We start from the raw sequence: 15,649 nt of genomic DNA on the forward strand, positions 1-15,649 counted from the left end.
ATCGGCGTTACTCACGGGGCCCACGCACTCACGATGTCGTCGTACGACGGACGGTCGCGTTCCGGCGCGTCCATCGACGGTGTGCCGATGTGGATGAAACCGATGACGTGTTCGTGCTTCTTCATGCCCAGCAGCTTCGCCACGTCGCGGTCGTACGCGGCCCAGCCGGTGAGCCACTGCGCGCCGAAGCCGAGTGCCTGCGCGCCGAGCAGCAGGTTGTAGGCCACGCAGCCGGCGGTGAGGTTCTGCTCCAGCTCGGGCACCTTGCTGTCGCCGTCGATCCGGGCGGAGACCACCAGCACCAGGGGCGCGTGCTCGTAGCGGCGCTGCTCTTTCTCGCGCTTGGCCTCGGAAAGGTCGGGGTTGGCTTCCACCGCCATGCGGGCCAGTTCGCGGCCAAACGCCTGCTTGGCGTTGCCCTGCAGGATGCGGATGCGGAAGGGTTCGAGCTTGCCGTGGTCGGGCACGCGTAGGGCCGCCTCGATGAGGTGGCGCAGCGTGGCGGGGTCGGGGCCGGGTTCGCCGAGCTGGCGCGAAGGCACGGAGCGGCGGGCGTTCAGGACATCCAGGGTGGGGTGCTTCATGCCCACCATTCTAGCCGACCGCTGGTTAGCGGTCGTGCGGCGGCGGGGGCGGCGGCAGCGCGTCGTTGGGGCCCAGGTGGTCCAGCGCCTGTTTGCGCTGCTCCGGCGTCTGGTTGCGCCACTGCTCCACCAGCGCGCGGCGCTGGTCCGGCGGCAGCTGGCGGAAGCGCTCGAAGGCGTCGTGCAGCTTCTGCCGCTGGTCCGGGGTCAGGTCGTTGAATTTCTGCTGGTTACGGCGCGCCTCGGCGCGCTCTTCCGGCGTCATCTGCTGCCAGTGGATGATCCGCGCACGGATCTCCGCGCGGCGGTCAGCCGGCAGTTTCTGCCAGCGCGCGGCCTTTTCCAGCATCCGCGACTGGCGCTGCGGCGGGAACGTGTCCCAGTCCTTTGCCAGCGGCGACAGGATGTCCTGCTCGTCTGGCGTGAGCTGGCGCCACGGACGCGGCGGCGGCAGCGGGCGGTCATCGCGGCCGTCCGGGCCGTGGCCGGCGGACGACGGCGGCGGTGGCGCGGACTGGGCCAGCGCGGCGAGCGGGGCGGCCAGGATCAGTGCGGTAGCAAGATGGAAAGCGAGGCGGCGCATGGAGGTCACTTGTTGTCCCGTGCCTGGCCGTCGTTGTACGCGAGCCAGCTGTAGAACTGCAGGTCCTGGTAGAGCGACGGATCGGTGACGTCCGCATCCGGCGGAAGATCGTTCGGGTCGCTGACGTCGACGGTCTGCACCGTGGCCGGCGCTTCGGCGGTGGGCCCGCCCAGGGGCTGCCATACCATCAGCGAGGCCAGGGCCACCACGGCGAAGGCGCTGGCCGGGATCAGGATCCGGCGGGCAGCGGAATGCGGGGTCGGGCCGGCCAGCGCGGTACGGCGGGCCGCACGCAGGCGGCCGGCGGTCACCGGGTCCACGTCGCGGCTGGCGCGCAGGTAAAGCTCCCGCGCCCGGCGTTCGAGTTCATGATCGTGATGGCTCATCGCCATGCCTCCAGTTGCCCGCGCAGCGCATGCATCGCGCGCGAAAGATGTGTCTTGACGCTACCGTCGGAGCAGCCCATCGCTGCCGCTGTTTCCGCCACGTCCAGGCCTTCCATGATGCGGAAGGTGAACGCTTCACGCTGGCGCCGGGGAAGGTTGCGTACCGCCTGCACGATGTCCGTGAATGCCTGGGAATCCTGCAGGCGCGCCGACGGGTCGGGTGCGTCGTCCGCGGGTTCCCACGCCGGCAGTTCCGCGCCGTCGTCGTCGTGTCCACCGCCAATCCAGCCCACCACGATCGAGCGCACCTTGCGGCGGCGCTGCAGATCGACGATGCGCCGGCGCAGGATGCCCCAGAACAGCGGGGTCCATTCCTGGGCGGGTTTGTCGCCGTAATGCCGGACCAGGCGCATCATCGCGTCCTGCACCGCGTCCAGCGCGTCGTCGCGGTTGCCGAGGTGGATCTCGGCCATCCGCCACGCCCGGCGCTCGATCGCCGCGAGGAAGGCATCCATGCTGGCAGGGACGTCGCGCAGGTCCTCAAGGGAGGCACTGTCGAGCGCGAGCGAGCCGCTCACGGCTTTCTCCGCGTCGTCGGTCTTGCCATCCTCGTGCTCCATACGGCCTGGTTTCACCCCGGTAAACGCGGTCGGCGACCGCTGGTTGACTCGCTGCCGTTGCGTATCTTCCCGCCGGGGCCTTTACCCGGTGTGAAGTTACCCACGGCGGCGGCCCAGCGGCCAGGCCACGAGGGCGGCCAGCACGGCGCCGGCGAGGTACAGGGCGAGGTCCGCCGGGCCCAGCGCCAGGTGGGCCAGGGACAGCAGCATGGCGGGGCCGGCGTCGGCAAGCGACTGGGCGAAGCCCACGCCCATCATCCCGGCGATGGTGGCGGCCGCCACCAGGCAGCCGACGTAGACGGAGGCCAGCAGGGTGGCGCCCGCGGCCAGCAGGGCACCCGGCACGCCCTCGAAGCGCAGCCAGCGGCGGACGACGTAGCCCAGGCCCCAGCCCACGGGCAGGGCCAGGGCGGGCAGGGCCCGGCCAAACATCATCGAGGGCACCATCCAGGTGGCGCCGGCGGCAAAGCCGAACAGCAGGGCGCCAAGCAGGCCGATGAAGAGGTTGGTGAGGCGGCGCAAGGGGCTAGCCGCCATGGCACGGATTCGGAAGACGCATGGGAGCCGGGGTGTGGGGAACGCCTGCATGATAGCGGGCCGTGCGCCTACGCGCTCTTGAGGGTTGGCCCGGTTGCCCAAACCTTCCGGGGTGGATGCTGACCGTCGGGACCCGACGGGCGCATAATTGACTACTTTGCGGCCCGCGGGCCGCCTCCACAGGACACCCATGAGCGGTTTCAGCCTCAGCAGCGAGCCCTTCACCCTCGAGCGCGACTGCGCGGCCGTCATGGTCCCGCAGGGCGAAACGGTGACGCTCCCGGCCGGCCAGGTCGGTTACATCACCCAGGCCCTGGGTGGCAGCTTCACCGTTTACGTGGAAGGCAACCTGTTCCGCATCGCCGGCAACGACGCCGACGCGCTCGGCAAGGAGCCGCCGCGCCCGATCGAACTGCCCGACGACGCGTCGGACGACGACGTCGAAAAGCTCGTGTGGCAGCAGCTGCGTACCTGCTTCGATCCGGAAATCCCGATCAACGTGGTGGAGCTCGGCCTCGTCTACGACGTGAGCCTGGAACACAGCGACGAAGGCAGCCGCAAGGCCTACGTGAAAATGACCCTGACCGCGCCGGGTTGCGGCATGGGCGACATCCTGGTGGACGATGTCCGCACCAAGCTGGAGCTCATTCCCACGGTGATGGAAGCCGATGTCGACCTGGTGTTCGATCCGCCCTGGAACCAGTCGATGATGTCGGACGCGGCGAAGCTCGAAACGGGCATGCTCTGAACGGGCGTGCCCTGATCGCTCAGAACTCACGCAGTTCCACGCTGCACGCCGCGTTGTAGGACGCCATCGCCGCGATGGTGGCTGGCGCCGCGTGCAGCACCGGCAGGTGGCCCGGCGCCACGCGCACGTCCAGGCACACATGCGCATCGAGCTCCAGCGCGCGGATCGCCTCGATGATGGCATCGCGCTGCGGCGCCAGGCGCAGCAGCAATTCGCTGATCGCCGTATCCACCGAGTAACTCCGCTGCGCTGGCAGCGTGACGCTCCAGCCGTAGGCGCGGCGGGTCTGCGCCTGGCCTTCTTCGGCGTCGCCCTTCTGCCAGCTCTGTGCCCCCTCGATGCCGAAGTCGCCGATGAAATGGTCGAGCAGGTGGCGTTCGGAAGTAAGCCGGAATGACGCGCTTACCAGCGGGGTGCGCTGGGCCAGGTCGGCGTCGATGTCGAGCATGCTGGTGGCCATTCCGTTCCCCTTTGCCGTTTCGTGCATAGCATCGCGTTTTTTCACGACCTAGGGAAACCCCTAGGTAGTCGACCGTGAATTCTTGCGATAGGTTGACAAGGACTTTCGGCTTCAGGGGGCCGCGAGTCACACGGGCATTCGCGCCACGGCGCGAAATCATCATCGTTCGGAATGTGGTCCACCACGGCCGCAATGGCTTCGTGTTGCCCATTCCCGGAGGAGGAACGTAATGGCACATCATGTTCACCTGAAACTCCTGGCGGCCGCTGTCGGTATCGCCGCCACCTCGGTTGCCTCGGCGGCCACCGAGCAGGCCTTGCGCGCACAGAACCTGGGGGCCGCGCCGGCCAGCCAGCTGGCCACGAAGCTGGGCCTTTCAGCCGACAACGCGTTTGTCGCGAAAAACGCGCTGCCCACCGTCACGGGCACGCAAACCGTACGCATGCAGCAGACCTTCAAGGGCGTGCCGGTGTACGGCCGCAGCCTCGCCGTGGAGCAGGATGCGCAGGGCAATGCGCTGGTCGCCAACGGTGTCGTCTCATCAGACCTCCAGGTTGACCTGGCGTCGGTGACGCCGAAGCTCGACCAGGCCGCGGCGGTCGCCCTGCTCGTACGCCAGGGCACTACCCTGCGCAGTGCGGCGGTGAAGCCGGAAAACCCCAAGGCCGATCTCTACGTGTACCCGGTGGACGGTGCGCCTGCGCGCCTGGTCTACCTCACCTCGTTCTTCAACGGCGGTGACCAGCCGACGCGCCCGACGGCGATCATCGACGCCAACACCGGCGAAGTGATCAAGCAGTGGGAAGGCCTGACCCACGTCGATGCCACCGGCCCCGGCGGCAACGGCAAGACCGGCCAGTACACCTGGGGTGCCAACGGCCTGCCGGCGTTGAACGTCACCCAGTCGGGCACCTCGTGTTCGATGCAGAACGCCAACGTCAAAACCTACAACATGAAGAAGGCGACCTCCGGCAGCGGCACGCTGTGGACGTTCACCTGCTTCAACTCCACCGGTGATGCGGTGAATGGCGGCTTTGGCCCGATCAACGATGCGCACCACTTCGGTGGCGTCGTGCATGACATGTACAACGCCTACACCGGTGCGCCGCCGCTGAACCAGGTGCTGGTGATGAAGGTGCATTACGGTTCCAGCTACGAGAACGCCTTCTGGGACGGCACCTCGATGACCTTCGGTGACGGTGCGAGCACCTTCTATCCGCTGGTCGCACTGGACGTCACCTCGCACGAAATCAGCCACGGCTTTACCGAACAGCACTCCAACCTGGAGTACGACGGCCAGTCGGGCGGCATGAACGAAGCCTATTCGGATATCGCCGGTGAAGCGGCCGAGTACTACGACCGCGGCACCAACGATTTCCTCGTGGGTGCGGATATCGTCAAGGCGAGTGCCGGCATCGGTACCGCGCTGCGCTACATGTGCAACCCGCCGCAGGATGGTGGTTCGATCGGTAACGCGTCGGACTACTACAACGGCCTCGACGTGCATTACTCCTCCGGTGTGTACAACAAGGCGTTCTGCCTGCTGGCGAAAACCAGCGGATGGGACACGGTGAAGGCGTTCAAGGCGTTCTCCCGCGCCGATGCCATCTACTGGACCGCGACGTCGACGTTCAACACCGGTTCGTGCGGTGTGGCCAGCGCGGCAACGGACCTCGGCTACTCGGCCACGGATGTCGCGGCTGCGTTTAGCCAGGTGGGCGTGACCTGCTCCACCGGCGGCGGTGGCGGCACCGGTGGTACTGCGCTGCAGAACGGCACGGCCAAGACCGGCCTCGCCGGCACCTCGGGCCAGGAGCTGAGCTACACCGTCACGGTGGCGGCTGGGGCGAAGAACCTTGTCATCGCTACCAGCGGTGGCACCGGTGATGCGGACCTGTACGTGAAGTTCGGTTCCGCGCCGACCACCTCCAGCTACAACTGCCGCCCGTACAAGACCGGCAACGCCGAGTCGTGCAGCTTCGCGACGACCCAGGCCGGTACGTACTACGTGAAGGTGCGCGGTTACTCCACGTTCTCGGGCGTTTCGCTCAAGGCCACCTGGACGCCGTAAACCTCGCTGCATCGTGTCACTCCCAGAGAAAGGGCCAGGCCAACACCTGGCCCTTTCTTTTGGTTCTTCGCGCATTACTTGCGCCGCCGCACGCCTTTCGCGCCGAGCGGGACATCGGCGTCGGGAGCGGGAAGACCCTTGTGTCCGCCAGACGCGGACCTTCGGACCGGGCCGTAGGTGCCCGTGTCGCAGAGATCATTACGTTACGCGGCCCTCCGCTTATGTCGGCCCCAAGGGCCTGACCACCCGCGACTTCCTGAACCCATCGGGCGTGTGGCGGCGAAGCCGCATGAGACACGCATTCGCCCTGCGAATGAACATGATCTATTGCCTGGCCTCCGATATTCCGCGATGACTTTCTTTTGTAGGGCGGACCCTGCGCGCGACGCCGTTCGCGATGACATCCCAAAGCGGGCGTGACCCACTACACCCGATTCGCATGCGCCCCTAGCGTGGACTTCTCCCTACCGGAAGGACGCGCACCATGCATCGACGCTACGTTTTCGCCTGCCTCGCCCTGCTCATCACCCTCCCCACGCAGGCCGCCACCCGCTTCATCGTCCGCTTCGCCGACGCCGCCTCCGCGCACGCGGCGACGCAACCCGACCCGGCGCCATCCCGGCGCAAGCGCGACGTCGACCCCGGCCAGCCACGCCATGTGGCCACGCTGGCTACCGGCGCTTCGGTGTTCGACGTCGACGACGGTAATCCCGCGCACTTCGTGCGCTTCCCGGGAGTCGTCAGCGTGGAGGAAGATCGCCTCGTGCGGCCGCTTGCCCTGCCTGATCCGCTGTACGGCAGGCAGTGGCACCTGCACGACGCGCGGGCGGGCATCGACGCCGAGAAGGCATGGCCCTACACGCAAGGCGAGGGCGCGGTGATCGCGGTGCTCGATTCGGGCAGCACGCCGCATCCCGAGCTGGATGGCCAGTTGCTGCCGGGCTACGACTTCGTCAGCGACGCGTCGCGTGCACGCGATGGTGACGGCCGTGACCCGGATCCGACCGACGAAGGCGACTGGGAGGATCCGGGTGATTGCGGTCGTCGTACCGGTTCGCGTTCCTCGTGGCATGGGACGCACGTGATGGCGCTGGCTGCCGCGCGGCGTGGAAACCGGTTGGGCGTGGTCGGCACGGCGCCGGCGGCCAAACTGCTCCCCGTGCGGGTGTTGGCGACGTGCGGTGGGTATCTGTCGGACGTCATCGATGCCGTGGCGTGGGCCTCGGGCGGTGAGGTGCAAGGGGTGCCGCCGGTCGCGCGCCGGGCCGACGTCATCAACCTGAGTCTCGGCGTTGCTGGCAGCTGCGGCGCCGCGCTGGGCGATGCCGTGGCGCAGGCGCGTTCACGCGGGGTCGTGGTGGTGGCGGCGGCAGGTAACGAAGGCGTGGCCGCGTCAGGCATGGCGCCCGCGAATTGCGCGGGCGTCATCAGCGTGGGGGCGCTGGACCGGCAGGGATGGCAGGCGTGGTACAGCAACCACGGTGGTGGCGTGACGCTGGCGGCACCGGGAGGCTCGCTGTCCGGCCTGCGCACGGATGACATGTTGTCTGCCGTTGACCAGGGCGCGCGTATTCGCTGGCGCAGTGTCTTCGGCTACCTGGCGGGTACATCGATGGCGGCGCCGCTGGTCAGCGGCGTCGTCGCGCTGATGCGCTCGGCCGATCCGCGCCTGAGCGCGGATGACGTCACGCGGCATCTCGTGGACAACGCACGCCCGGCGCGCTGCCCGCGCGGCTGCGGCGCGGGCTTGCTTGATGCCGGCGCCACGCTCGACGCCGTCGTCCAGGAGCGCGGGGGTGAAGCGCTTTAGACCGCTTCGAAGCGGTTGGCGTCGCGGTTCTTGCGGACGCTCTTCGGATCCCACACGCGGCCATTCATCGCGATATACACGCCATCGTCCAGCGTCTGCACCGCGCCCACGGCGCAGCCGACGTTGAACACGGCGTCGGAACCCTGGAAGCGCGCCGGGTTCAGCGCGCCGGTGAGGACGATGACCTTGCCCGGAATGCCTGCGAGGATGGCCGCGGTCTCGACCATCGTGTCCGTGCCGTGCGTGACCAGCACGTGGCGGTGGGGCTGGGCTTCGATGGTGCTGCGGACCAGGGCGCGGTCTTCGTCGGTGACGTGCAGGCTGTCCTTGCGCAGGATGGGGATCACGTCGAAACGGAACGCGACGCCCAGCTGGCCGAGGATCTCACCGATCTGCGGCGCGCCGATCTGGTAATCCGACTTGTCGTCGAAGTAGATCTTGTCGATGGTGCCGCCGGTGGTGACGATGGTGAGATGCTGCATGGACTGGCCTGGTGCGCGAGTGAAGCGGGGCGCCCATTCTAGCGCTGTGCGGCCAGCAGGGCATCGTCGTCGTTGGCGGGCAGCGCCAGGCGGTCCAGGCCGCGCGCCATGAAACGGCGACAGGCCGCCGCCGCGCGCGCATCGCCCGCGGCCGCGCCCCATCCCGCCGAGCGGACGAGCAGCGCCCCGGCCATGCAGCGGGCCAGGGTGAAGGCGATACCGCGGGCCGAGGCCTCCAGCGAGGTCCGGTCGCCCACCACGTCGCCGAGCAGGGCCTCGGTGGTATCCAGCGTGGCCTCGATGCCGGCCCGCTCCGGTGCGTCGGCCGGCACCAGCGATGCCACCGCGGCACGGATCGGTGCGAGGCCGCTACTGCCGAGGGCGCGCAGCATGTCGAGCGACAGGACGTTGGTGGTGCCTTCCCAGATCGCATACACCTGCGCATCGCGCAGGAGCTGGGGCAGGCCCGTGTCTTCGATGTAGCCGGCACCACCGAAGCACTCCAGCGCCTCGGAGGCTACGCGGATCGAGACTTTCGCCGTCCACAGCTTCGCCAGGGGCGTCAGCAGGCGCAGCAAGGCAGCGTCGTGGGCATCGCCCATGCCGTGCTCGGTGCGGCCGAGCAGTTCGGCCACGTAGAACGCGAGCGAGAACGCGCCTTCGAATTCGGCCTGCATGTTGGCCAGGGTGCGCGCGTGCAGCGGCTGGTCGACCAGGCGCGCGCCGAACGCACTGCGCCGCGTGGCGTAGTCACGGGCCAGCGCGATGGCGCGGGACATGGTCGCCACGGCACAGACGGCATTCCACGTGCGCGTGACATTGAGCATCGGCGCCACCTGGCGCACGCCATGCTCCAGCGCGCCGACCGGCGTGGCGGGCACGCCATCGAGGTGGACTTCCGCCGTGGGCAGCTCATGCGTGCCGAGTTTCTTCTTCAGGCGGTCGATGGTGAGCCCTTGCCACCGGCCTTCGTCGTCCCGGGTCTCGACATAGAACAGGGCGAGCGCCGAGGTGCCCGGGCCGGCGCCTTCGGGGCGTGCCAGGGCCAGCGCCGCTTCACCCACCACGGCCGAGCTGAACCACTTGCGCCCATACAGTCGCCACTGGCCTGTCTCGTCCTGTCGCGCCGTCGTTTCGGTGCGGCCGACGTCGGAGCCGCCGGGGGTCTCCGTCATCCACTGCCCGGAGAGCCATAGCGTGGCAGGGTCGCGGCTGAGGAAGTGCGGCAGCGCGCGGTCGATCAGGGCCTGGTTGCCCGAGGCTTTCAAGGCGGTCGCGGCACCGTCGGTCATCGCCAGCGGGCAGCAATAAAACTCGCTGGCCGGGTGATAGAGGTAAACGCGGGCGAACTCTTCCACGCGTGACCACGGCGATTCGCCATGGCCGGCCGCGAGCACGGCATGCCGCGTGGTGATCTGCGGGCCTTCCTCCCACGCAGGCGTCAGCGCGATACGGTCGACGCGCGCGCCCCAGGCATCCCATTGGGTGAGGACAGGCTCCGTGCGTGGCGTGAGCTGGTGCCGCTCGTAGGCTTCGAGCGCGTATTCGCCCAGCGCGTCGAGGTCAGGAGCGCAGGCCGCCAGCCGGTCTACCGGCAAGGTGTGGCCCAGCCACGCGTCGAGCACGCGGTCGTCGCGGAACGGATGCGCCAGGCGTGGCGCGTCCTGCAGAAAGCCCATGAGACATCCCTCTCCGTTGGCAGTCGCGTATAGGGTGCACCATCTGGCGCGTGCGCGGGTTAGCGGCGCCGCACACCCGCGCCCAGCGTGCCGATCAACACCAGGCACAGCACGAGCTCGATCCACGCCAGCCAGCGATCGCCGGTGGAGCTCCATGCCTCGGATACCCCGTGGCAAAAATAGAACAGCGCCAGCGTGCCCACCCAAAGCAGCGCGCGGGTGATGTTGCGCAGGGCCAGCGCCGGCAGCAGCAGGGGCGGGACGGTGATCAGCAGGGCGACCCATGCCGGCATGGAAACCGGCGGGTACAGCGTGTACCAGAGCAGCTGCACGGCGAGCAGCCCCGCCCACGCCCCCAGGCCGGCCTTCTGCAGGCCGGTGGCCGGTGCCCTCACGCGGGCGTGCCCAGGCGGCGGGCGATGTCCGCCAGGCGCTTGCCCAGGCTGCGGGCCAGTTCGCGCTCGTCCGCCGAGATGGCGTTATCGCCACGGTGTCCGGCCACGTGGCTTGCTCCGTAAGGCGTGCCGCCGGTGGTCGTGGTGCTCAACAGGGGCTCGGTGTACGGGATGCCGACAATCACCATGCCGTGGTGAAGCAGGGGCAGGGCCATGGAAATCAGCGTGGCTTCCTGGCCACCGTGCATGGTGCTCGTCGAGGTGAACATCGCGGCCGGCTTGCCGGCGAGGGCGCCCGACGCCCATTCGGCACCGGTGCTGTCGAGGAAATACTTCAGCGGCGCGGCCATGTTGCCAAAGCGGGTAGGGCTGCCCAGCGCCAGGCCCACGCATTCGACCAGGTCGGCGCGGGTGACGTAGGGCGCGCCATCCTCGGGCTCCGGCGGGGCGGCAACCTCGGTCACCGGTGCCACGGGCGGCACCTGGCGCAGGCGGGCGCGCATGCCGGGTACTTCCTCGATGCCGCGGGCGACGAAGCGGGCGAGCTGGGCCGTGTGGCCACTGCGGCTGTAGTAGAGTACGAGGATGTCGTGAGACATGGAGGGGCGCCTTTAAGAAGGCGCTAGTCTCGCAGAACTACGAGGACGTTCCCAATGGTCCGGGACACACGAAGGATGCCCATGCCGCGCTTCGACCGCGACCGCGCCCTGAGCTTTACCCGTTTTACCTGGCTGCGCTTTGTCGACGACAAGTGCTTCGAGACGGCCGGCGCGCTGTCCTACACCACCCTGGTATCGCTGGTGCCGCTGACGGTCGCGGTGTTCGCCATCCTCTCCGCGTTCCCCGTATTCGCCGAGTGGCGGGGCAGCCTGGCCAACTACGCCTTCCAGAATTTCGTGCCGGCCACCGGCATCAAGATCCAGGAATACATGCTGGCGTTCGCTGACAAGGCCAGCCAGCTCACTGGCATTTCCATCCTCGTGATGCTGTTCAGTGCGGTATCGATGATGGTCAGCATTGAGGATCGTCTCAACCGCATCTGGCGCGTACGCAAGCCACGGGGCTGGACGTCGCGCCTGCTTCTGTACTGGGCGGCCCTCACGCTCGGGCCCATCCTCGTCGTCGGCGGCCTGGTGCTGTCGTCGTACCTCACCGCGCTGCCGATGCTGCATGCGGCGGCGGACCAGCTTGTCAGCCAGGGCGGCCTGCTCAACCTGTTGCCCTTCGTGATCACCTTCGTGACGCTGGTGCTCATGTACACGATGGTGCCGAACCGGCGCATATCGTGGCGGCACGCGGCCATCGGCGCCTTGCTCGGCGCGCTGCTGTTCGAAATCGCCCGCTGGGGGTTCACCGAGTTCATCCGCAACGCGCCGACGTATGAAGAAATCTACGGTGCGCTGGCGGCCATCCCGATCTTCCTTCTGTGGATCTACCTGTCGTGGATCATCGTGATCCTCGGCGCCTCCATCGCCGCGTCCATTTCCGCGTTTGAATACACCCGCCCGCACGATGCGCTGCCCGAAGGCGCGGAGTTCATCGGCCTGCTGGTGGTGTTGCAGCATTTCGTCACCGCGCAACGCACGGGCGAAAGCGTGGACCCGGCCACCGTCCGGCTCAGCGACCCGTACCTGCCGTCCAACGCCATCGCGTGTTATTTCGAAGACCTGCAGAAGGCCGACATGATCCAGCGCTGCGAAACCGGCGGCTGGATGCTCAGCCGCAGCCTGGACGCCACGGAACTGCTTCGCGTGTACCGTTGCACCCATTACCGCCTTCCGCTGCACCCACGCGAGCAGGTCGCGCGGCTGGGCATCCGCCTGCCGGCCGACCTGCTGGTGCTGCTGGACCAGCTCGCCGTGGCGCTCGATGCCACGCTGGGTGCCCGGCTCGACCAGCTTTTTCCTCCGCCCACCGTCCCCCACGAGGATGCCACCGCATGATTTCCCGCTTCATCGCCGCCCTGGCGCTCGCCGTCGCCGTGCCCGCCATGGCCTCCACCACCACGCCCGAGCTGAAGGTCAAGACGCTCGACGGCAAGCCGTTCGACCTCGCCGCGCAGCGCGGCAAGTGGGTCGTCGTGAACTACTGGGCCACCTGGTGCGTGCCGTGCATCAAGGAGATGCCGGATATCTCGGCGTTCGTGACGTCGCGCAAGGACGTGGTCGCCATCGGCCTGGCCTTCGAGGACTCGGATCCGAACGACATCCGCGCGTTCGTCGCCAAGCACCCGGTGACGTATGCCATCGCCCAGGTGGATGTGATGGCGCCGCCGAAGGACTTTGATACGCCGAAGGGCCTGCCCACCACGTACCTCATCGCACCGGACGGCCACGTGGCCAAGCGCTTCGTGGGCCCGGTGGATGCCGCGAAACTCAACGAGGCTATCGCCAAGGGGAAATGAGATGAATGCCGCGCGATTCGTCGTCAGGGGAAGGGTGCAGGGCGTGTTCTTCCGTGCCTCGGCCCGCGAACAGGCGGTGCAGCTGAAGCTCACCGGGCACGCGCGCAACCTGCTGGATGGCAGCGTTGAAGTGGTGGCCTATGGCGACGCCGCGGCACTCAATCACCTGGAAACGTGGCTGCGCGACGGACCGCCCACGGCCGAGGTCACGGAGTTCTATCGCGAGGACATCGGCGCGCACGACGTGCCCGCCGATTTCCGCACGCTCTAGGCTGGCTCAGTCGGCGGGCCCGTTCGCGTTTGCCGGACGGGCCAGGAAGGTCACCGGCAGGGTGCTGCCGTCCGAAAGGGTAAAGGTCACCCGTACCTTGTCGCCCGGGTTCACCGGGTGCTTTGCCTGCATCAGCATCACGTGGTAACCACCCGGCGCGAAGGCGACGCTGCCCTTCGCGGGCACCGGCACCTTGTCCACCATTTCCATCCGGCCCATGCCGGTTTCCGTGCTGCTGCGGTGGATCATGGCGTCGCCGTAATCCGGGCTGGCGGCGCCGGTCACGGCCACGGCCTTGTCCGAGGTGTTCTGCAGCGTGACGTAGCCGCCCGCGGGCAGGCTGCCCGGCAGCACGCGGATCCATGCACCGCTGGCCGTCACGGTGGTCGTGTCAGCCGCCTGCGCGGCGCCGGTGGCGAGCAGGGCGGCGAGGAAGAGCGAGCGCATCATCACGGATCAGGGCTCCAGGGCGGTGAGCAGGTGCAGGTCATGGACGATATCGTCCTGCGACGCGGACGGCGTGGCGAGGAGGCGAGCCTTGCCCTTGCCGTCGAAAAGATAGATGGCCGAGCTATGGCTGACGTCGTAATTGCCGTCACCGCGGTCCGGTTCGCGGGTGAAGGCCGAGCGGTAGCGCTTGGCCAGCGCCTCGACATCGGCCTGCGAGCCGACGAGGCCCACGGCGCGCTTGTCGAAGGCATTGACGTAGGCGTGCATCACCGCCGGCGTATCGCGTGCCGGGTCCACGCTGACGAAGAGGATGCGGACCTGGTCGGCGGGCGCGCCGAGGCGGTCAAGCACCACGTGCAGCTGGGTGAGGGTAAGCGGGCAGACATCCGGACAATGCGTGTAGCCGAAATACATGATCGCGACCTTGCCGCGATAGTCCGCGGCGGTCACGGCCTTGCCGTTGTCGTCGGTGAGCTTGAAGTCGAGGTCGGGCAGGTGGCCGGCCACGTCGTTGAGCCGCCATGCCGGCTTCGCCTCGCGCTGGCAGGCGGCAAGCGGGAGCAGGATGGCGAGGGCAAGCAGGGCCAGGCACACCCGGCGGCACAGGGACGGCTTCATGCGACACTCCGTGAACAATCCGCCGAAGCATACGCCACCGCCGTGCGCCTCACGGCATGGCCCACCCCGGGAAGTACCTGAATGCGACAACCTGTCAGCACCGCCGCCGCGGTATCGGTGGGCCTGGCAGGCGCCAGTGCCGTGGCCTTCGGTGCGTTCGGCGCCCACGCCTTGCGCGGCACGCTGGATGCCGCCGGCCTCTCCGTGTGGCACACGGGTGTGGAGTACCACTTCTGGCATGCGCTGGCGCTGTTCGCCGCGGTGCTCGGTCTGCCTGCGGGACGGGCGCGGCAGGCTACGCTGCTGCTGTTCGGCGCAGGCATCGTGTTGTTCTCCGGGAGCCTCTACGCGCTGGCCCTGGGCGCACCGCGCTGGACGGGCGCGATCACGCCCCTGGGCGGCGTCGCCTTCATCGCTGGGTGGATCGCCGCGGCACTGTCGCTGCGCCGCACGCCCTAGGCGTCGTCCGTGTCATCCGGAGCGCCCGATTTCAGGCGCCCCGCGCGGCGCAGCGCATCGCGAAGGACGTATTCAATCTGCGCGTTCACCGAGCGCAGCTCGTCCTCGGACCACTTTTGCATGGCCTCGAGAACGGCCGCGCTGATGCGCAGCGGATAGGCTTTTTTCTCTGCCACGCGTCAGCTATACAACGACCCGGTGTTCACCACCGGCTGCGTGGAGCGGTCGCCGCAGAGCACGACCAGCAGGTTGGATACCATCGCCGCCTTGCGCTCTTCGTCCAGTTCCACCACGCCCTGCTCGCGCAGCTGTTCCAGCGCCAGGGCCACCATGCCGACCGCGCCTTCCACGATGCGGGTACGCGCCGCGACGATGGCGCTGGCCTGCTGGCGCTGCAGCATGGCCTGGGCGATTTCCTGCGCATACGCGAGGTGGCTGATGCGCGCCTCGACCACCTGCACGCCGGCCTTCACCAGGCGCGCTTCGATTTCGCGGCCGAGATGATTGTTCACTTCATCGCCGTGGCTGCGCAGGGAAGGGCGGCCGTCGTCATGCGTGTCGTACGCGTAGCTCTGCGCCATCTGGCGCAACGCCGATTCGCTCTGGATCTGCACGAAGTTCTCGTAGTCGTTGACGCAGAACACGGCTTCGGCGGTGTCCACCACCTGCCACACGACGATGGCGGCGATCTCGATAGGGTTGCCGTCGTTGTCGTTGACCTTCAGCCGGCTGCTTTCGAAGTTGCGCACGCGCAGGCTCACCGGGCGGCGCGAGTAGAACGGGTTGGTCCAGCGCAGGCCTTCGCGGCGCTCCGTGCCGCTATAGCGGCCGAACAGCTGCATCACCTGGCCCTGGTTGGGCTGGACCTGGAAGAAGCCCTTGGCCAGGAACGCGAGGAAGCCGAGCAGGATGGCGCCGGCGAACGGCATCAGGGGCTGGCCATGCATGTCCGCGCCCTTCAGGACGGTGCCGACAGCGATGAGTCCGATGAAAAACAGGACGACAAGCGACGGAATACCGGGCAGTGACGCGGCAGGACGTTCGTTCATGGTGGCAGGCCCCTGGGGATGTGGGGCGGATGATATCTAAATG

Annotated in this window: 21 protein-coding genes; 7 read left to right on the top strand and 14 right to left on the bottom strand. The window is 68.1% G+C overall.

Translation table 11 applies throughout. The features are described from left to right. Nucleotides 1–11 precede the first annotated feature (11 nt). From FIV34_RS05740 to FIV34_RS05760, 5 genes are all read right to left on the bottom strand, one after another. Nucleotides 12–584 (bottom strand): nitroreductase family protein, encoded by a 573-nt coding sequence (locus tag FIV34_RS05740; protein WP_139980528.1) that lies wholly within the window; start codon nt 582–584, stop codon nt 12–14. A 25-nt stretch (nt 585–609) separates the two neighbouring features. After that, nucleotides 610–1,167 (bottom strand): DUF3106 domain-containing protein, encoded by a 558-nt coding sequence (locus FIV34_RS05745; RefSeq protein WP_139980530.1) that lies wholly within the window; start codon nt 1,165–1,167, stop codon nt 610–612. Between the two features lie 5 nt (nt 1,168–1,172). Continuing rightward, complete coding sequence (locus tag FIV34_RS05750) at nt 1,173–1,553, bottom strand: hypothetical protein (RefSeq protein WP_139980532.1); 381 nt, start codon at nt 1,551–1,553, stop codon at nt 1,173–1,175. After that, the gene (locus FIV34_RS05755) at nt 1,550–2,173 is read right to left on the bottom strand and encodes an RNA polymerase sigma factor (RefSeq protein WP_139980534.1); all 624 of its coding nucleotides are present in this window, start codon (nt 2,171–2,173) and stop codon (nt 1,550–1,552) included. The genes FIV34_RS05750 and FIV34_RS05755 overlap by 4 nt, the downstream gene beginning before the upstream one ends. Before the next feature lie 96 nt (nt 2,174–2,269). Continuing rightward, nucleotides 2,270–2,710 (bottom strand): hypothetical protein, encoded by a 441-nt coding sequence (locus FIV34_RS05760; RefSeq protein ID WP_139980536.1) that lies wholly within the window; start codon nt 2,708–2,710, stop codon nt 2,270–2,272. 190 nt (nt 2,711–2,900) lie between these two features. Between FIV34_RS05760 and sufT the strand changes: the two genes are divergently transcribed. Further along, complete coding sequence (sufT, locus tag FIV34_RS05765; protein ID WP_139980538.1) at nt 2,901–3,458, top strand: putative Fe-S cluster assembly protein SufT; 558 nt, start codon at nt 2,901–2,903, stop codon at nt 3,456–3,458. 19 nt (nt 3,459–3,477) lie between these two features. On the opposite strand, the gene FIV34_RS05770 is transcribed toward sufT, so the two are convergent. Next, on the bottom strand, nt 3,478–3,918 hold the full coding sequence (locus FIV34_RS05770) for a DUF4279 domain-containing protein (protein WP_170207520.1): 441 nt from the start codon (nt 3,916–3,918) through the stop codon (nt 3,478–3,480). A 229-nt stretch (nt 3,919–4,147) separates the two neighbouring features. Here FIV34_RS05770 and FIV34_RS05775 point away from each other — a divergent pair, with 229 nt between their 5' ends. Together FIV34_RS05775 and FIV34_RS05780 are read left to right on the top strand one after the other, a co-directional pair. After that, nucleotides 4,148–5,989, top strand: a complete 1,842-nt coding sequence (locus tag FIV34_RS05775) for a M4 family metallopeptidase (RefSeq protein WP_139980542.1) — start codon at nt 4,148–4,150, stop codon at nt 5,987–5,989. A gap of 484 nt (nt 5,990–6,473) precedes the next feature. Beyond that, nucleotides 6,474–7,799 (top strand): S8 family peptidase, encoded by a 1,326-nt coding sequence (locus FIV34_RS05780; protein ID WP_139980544.1) that lies wholly within the window; start codon nt 6,474–6,476, stop codon nt 7,797–7,799. Here FIV34_RS05780 and FIV34_RS05785 read toward each other — a convergent pair. The 4 genes from FIV34_RS05785 to wrbA are packed head-to-tail and all read right to left on the bottom strand — an operon-like array spanning nt 7,796 to nt 10,954. After that, entirely contained in the window at nt 7,796–8,281 is a 486-nt protein-coding gene (locus FIV34_RS05785) for an asparaginase domain-containing protein (RefSeq protein ID WP_139980546.1), read from the bottom strand. The two genes, FIV34_RS05780 and FIV34_RS05785, sit on opposite strands and share 4 nt — an antisense overlap. Nucleotides 8,282–8,319: 38 nt before the next feature. Then, a complete protein-coding gene (locus FIV34_RS05790; protein WP_139980548.1) occupies nt 8,320–9,960 on the bottom strand; it encodes an acyl-CoA dehydrogenase family protein in 1,641 nt (546 codons plus the stop codon). 59 nt (nt 9,961–10,019) lie between these two features. Beyond that, the gene (locus FIV34_RS05795; RefSeq protein ID WP_139980550.1) at nt 10,020–10,355 is read right to left on the bottom strand and encodes a DUF2069 domain-containing protein; all 336 of its coding nucleotides are present in this window, start codon (nt 10,353–10,355) and stop codon (nt 10,020–10,022) included. Further along, entirely contained in the window at nt 10,352–10,954 is a 603-nt protein-coding gene (gene wrbA / locus FIV34_RS05800) for an NAD(P)H:quinone oxidoreductase (protein ID WP_139980552.1), read from the bottom strand. The genes FIV34_RS05795 and wrbA overlap by 4 nt, the downstream gene beginning before the upstream one ends. Before the next feature lie 81 nt (nt 10,955–11,035). Between wrbA and FIV34_RS05805 the strand changes: the two genes are divergently transcribed. The 3 genes from FIV34_RS05805 to FIV34_RS05815 are packed head-to-tail and all read left to right on the top strand — an operon-like array spanning nt 11,036 to nt 13,030. Next, entirely contained in the window at nt 11,036–12,298 is a 1,263-nt protein-coding gene (locus FIV34_RS05805; RefSeq protein WP_425462908.1) for a YihY family inner membrane protein, read from the top strand. Beyond that, a complete protein-coding gene (locus tag FIV34_RS05810) occupies nt 12,295–12,759 on the top strand; it encodes a TlpA family protein disulfide reductase (RefSeq protein ID WP_246058761.1) in 465 nt (154 codons plus the stop codon). The genes FIV34_RS05805 and FIV34_RS05810 overlap by 4 nt, the downstream gene beginning before the upstream one ends. Before the next feature lies 1 nt (nt 12,760). After that, nucleotides 12,761–13,030 (top strand): acylphosphatase, encoded by a 270-nt coding sequence (locus FIV34_RS05815; RefSeq protein WP_139980556.1) that lies wholly within the window; start codon nt 12,761–12,763, stop codon nt 13,028–13,030. Between the two features lie 6 nt (nt 13,031–13,036). Here the strand turns inward: FIV34_RS05815 and FIV34_RS05820 are convergent, their stop codons facing one another. Both FIV34_RS05820 and FIV34_RS05825 read right to left on the bottom strand, forming a co-directional pair. Further along, nucleotides 13,037–13,480, bottom strand: a complete 444-nt coding sequence (locus FIV34_RS05820; RefSeq protein WP_139980558.1) for a copper chaperone PCu(A)C — start codon at nt 13,478–13,480, stop codon at nt 13,037–13,039. Between the two features lie 6 nt (nt 13,481–13,486). Continuing rightward, nucleotides 13,487–14,098: an SCO family protein gene (locus tag FIV34_RS05825; RefSeq protein ID WP_139980560.1), complete on the bottom strand. Its 612-nt coding sequence runs from the start codon at nt 14,096–14,098 to the stop codon at nt 13,487–13,489. 81 nt (nt 14,099–14,179) lie between these two features. Between FIV34_RS05825 and FIV34_RS05830 the strand changes: the two genes are divergently transcribed. After that, nucleotides 14,180–14,557 (top strand): DUF423 domain-containing protein, encoded by a 378-nt coding sequence (locus tag FIV34_RS05830; RefSeq protein WP_139980562.1) that lies wholly within the window; start codon nt 14,180–14,182, stop codon nt 14,555–14,557. On the opposite strand, the gene FIV34_RS05835 is transcribed toward FIV34_RS05830, so the two are convergent. Both FIV34_RS05835 and FIV34_RS05840 read right to left on the bottom strand, forming a co-directional pair. Continuing rightward, the gene (locus FIV34_RS05835; RefSeq protein ID WP_139980564.1) at nt 14,554–14,733 is read right to left on the bottom strand and encodes a type II toxin-antitoxin system antitoxin; all 180 of its coding nucleotides are present in this window, start codon (nt 14,731–14,733) and stop codon (nt 14,554–14,556) included. The two genes, FIV34_RS05830 and FIV34_RS05835, sit on opposite strands and share 4 nt — an antisense overlap. A 3-nt stretch (nt 14,734–14,736) precedes the next feature. Beyond that, nucleotides 14,737–15,606: an SPFH domain-containing protein gene (locus tag FIV34_RS05840; protein ID WP_139980566.1), complete on the bottom strand. Its 870-nt coding sequence runs from the start codon at nt 15,604–15,606 to the stop codon at nt 14,737–14,739. Nucleotides 15,607–15,649: the final 43 nt, after the last annotated feature.

The sequence above is a fragment of the Luteibacter pinisoli genome (assembly GCF_006385595.1).
Classification (GTDB): domain Bacteria; phylum Pseudomonadota; class Gammaproteobacteria; order Xanthomonadales; family Rhodanobacteraceae; genus Luteibacter; species Luteibacter pinisoli.

Excerpts from the sequence above, each read along its gene's own strand:
- FIV34_RS05740 (WP_139980528.1), bottom strand. The coding sequence starts at position 584 with ATGAAGCACCCCACCCTGGATGTCCTGAACGCCCGCCGCTCCGTGCCT.
- FIV34_RS05745 (WP_139980530.1), bottom strand. The coding sequence starts at position 1,167 with ATGCGCCGCCTCGCTTTCCATCTTGCTACCGCACTGATCCTGGCCGCC.
- FIV34_RS05750 (WP_139980532.1), bottom strand. The coding sequence starts at position 1,553 with ATGAGCCATCACGATCATGAACTCGAACGCCGGGCGCGGGAGCTTTAC.
- FIV34_RS05755 (WP_139980534.1), bottom strand. The coding sequence starts at position 2,173 with ATGGAGCACGAGGATGGCAAGACCGACGACGCGGAGAAAGCCGTGAGC.
- FIV34_RS05760 (WP_139980536.1), bottom strand. The coding sequence starts at position 2,710 with ATGGCGGCTAGCCCCTTGCGCCGCCTCACCAACCTCTTCATCGGCCTG.
- sufT (WP_139980538.1), top strand. The coding sequence starts at position 2,901 with ATGAGCGGTTTCAGCCTCAGCAGCGAGCCCTTCACCCTCGAGCGCGAC.
- FIV34_RS05770 (WP_170207520.1), bottom strand. The coding sequence starts at position 3,918 with ATGGCCACCAGCATGCTCGACATCGACGCCGACCTGGCCCAGCGCACC.
- FIV34_RS05775 (WP_139980542.1), top strand. The coding sequence starts at position 4,148 with ATGGCACATCATGTTCACCTGAAACTCCTGGCGGCCGCTGTCGGTATC.
- FIV34_RS05780 (WP_139980544.1), top strand. The coding sequence starts at position 6,474 with ATGCATCGACGCTACGTTTTCGCCTGCCTCGCCCTGCTCATCACCCTC.
- FIV34_RS05785 (WP_139980546.1), bottom strand. The coding sequence starts at position 8,281 with ATGCAGCATCTCACCATCGTCACCACCGGCGGCACCATCGACAAGATC.
- FIV34_RS05790 (WP_139980548.1), bottom strand. The coding sequence starts at position 9,960 with ATGGGCTTTCTGCAGGACGCGCCACGCCTGGCGCATCCGTTCCGCGAC.
- wrbA (WP_139980552.1), bottom strand. The coding sequence starts at position 10,954 with ATGTCTCACGACATCCTCGTACTCTACTACAGCCGCAGTGGCCACACG.
- FIV34_RS05805 (WP_425462908.1), top strand. The coding sequence starts at position 11,036 with ATGCCGCGCTTCGACCGCGACCGCGCCCTGAGCTTTACCCGTTTTACC.
- FIV34_RS05810 (WP_246058761.1), top strand. The coding sequence starts at position 12,295 with ATGATTTCCCGCTTCATCGCCGCCCTGGCGCTCGCCGTCGCCGTGCCC.
- FIV34_RS05815 (WP_139980556.1), top strand. The coding sequence starts at position 12,761 with ATGAATGCCGCGCGATTCGTCGTCAGGGGAAGGGTGCAGGGCGTGTTC.
- FIV34_RS05820 (WP_139980558.1), bottom strand. The coding sequence starts at position 13,480 with ATGATGCGCTCGCTCTTCCTCGCCGCCCTGCTCGCCACCGGCGCCGCG.
- FIV34_RS05825 (WP_139980560.1), bottom strand. The coding sequence starts at position 14,098 with ATGAAGCCGTCCCTGTGCCGCCGGGTGTGCCTGGCCCTGCTTGCCCTC.
- FIV34_RS05830 (WP_139980562.1), top strand. The coding sequence starts at position 14,180 with ATGCGACAACCTGTCAGCACCGCCGCCGCGGTATCGGTGGGCCTGGCA.
- FIV34_RS05840 (WP_139980566.1), bottom strand. The coding sequence starts at position 15,606 with ATGAACGAACGTCCTGCCGCGTCACTGCCCGGTATTCCGTCGCTTGTC.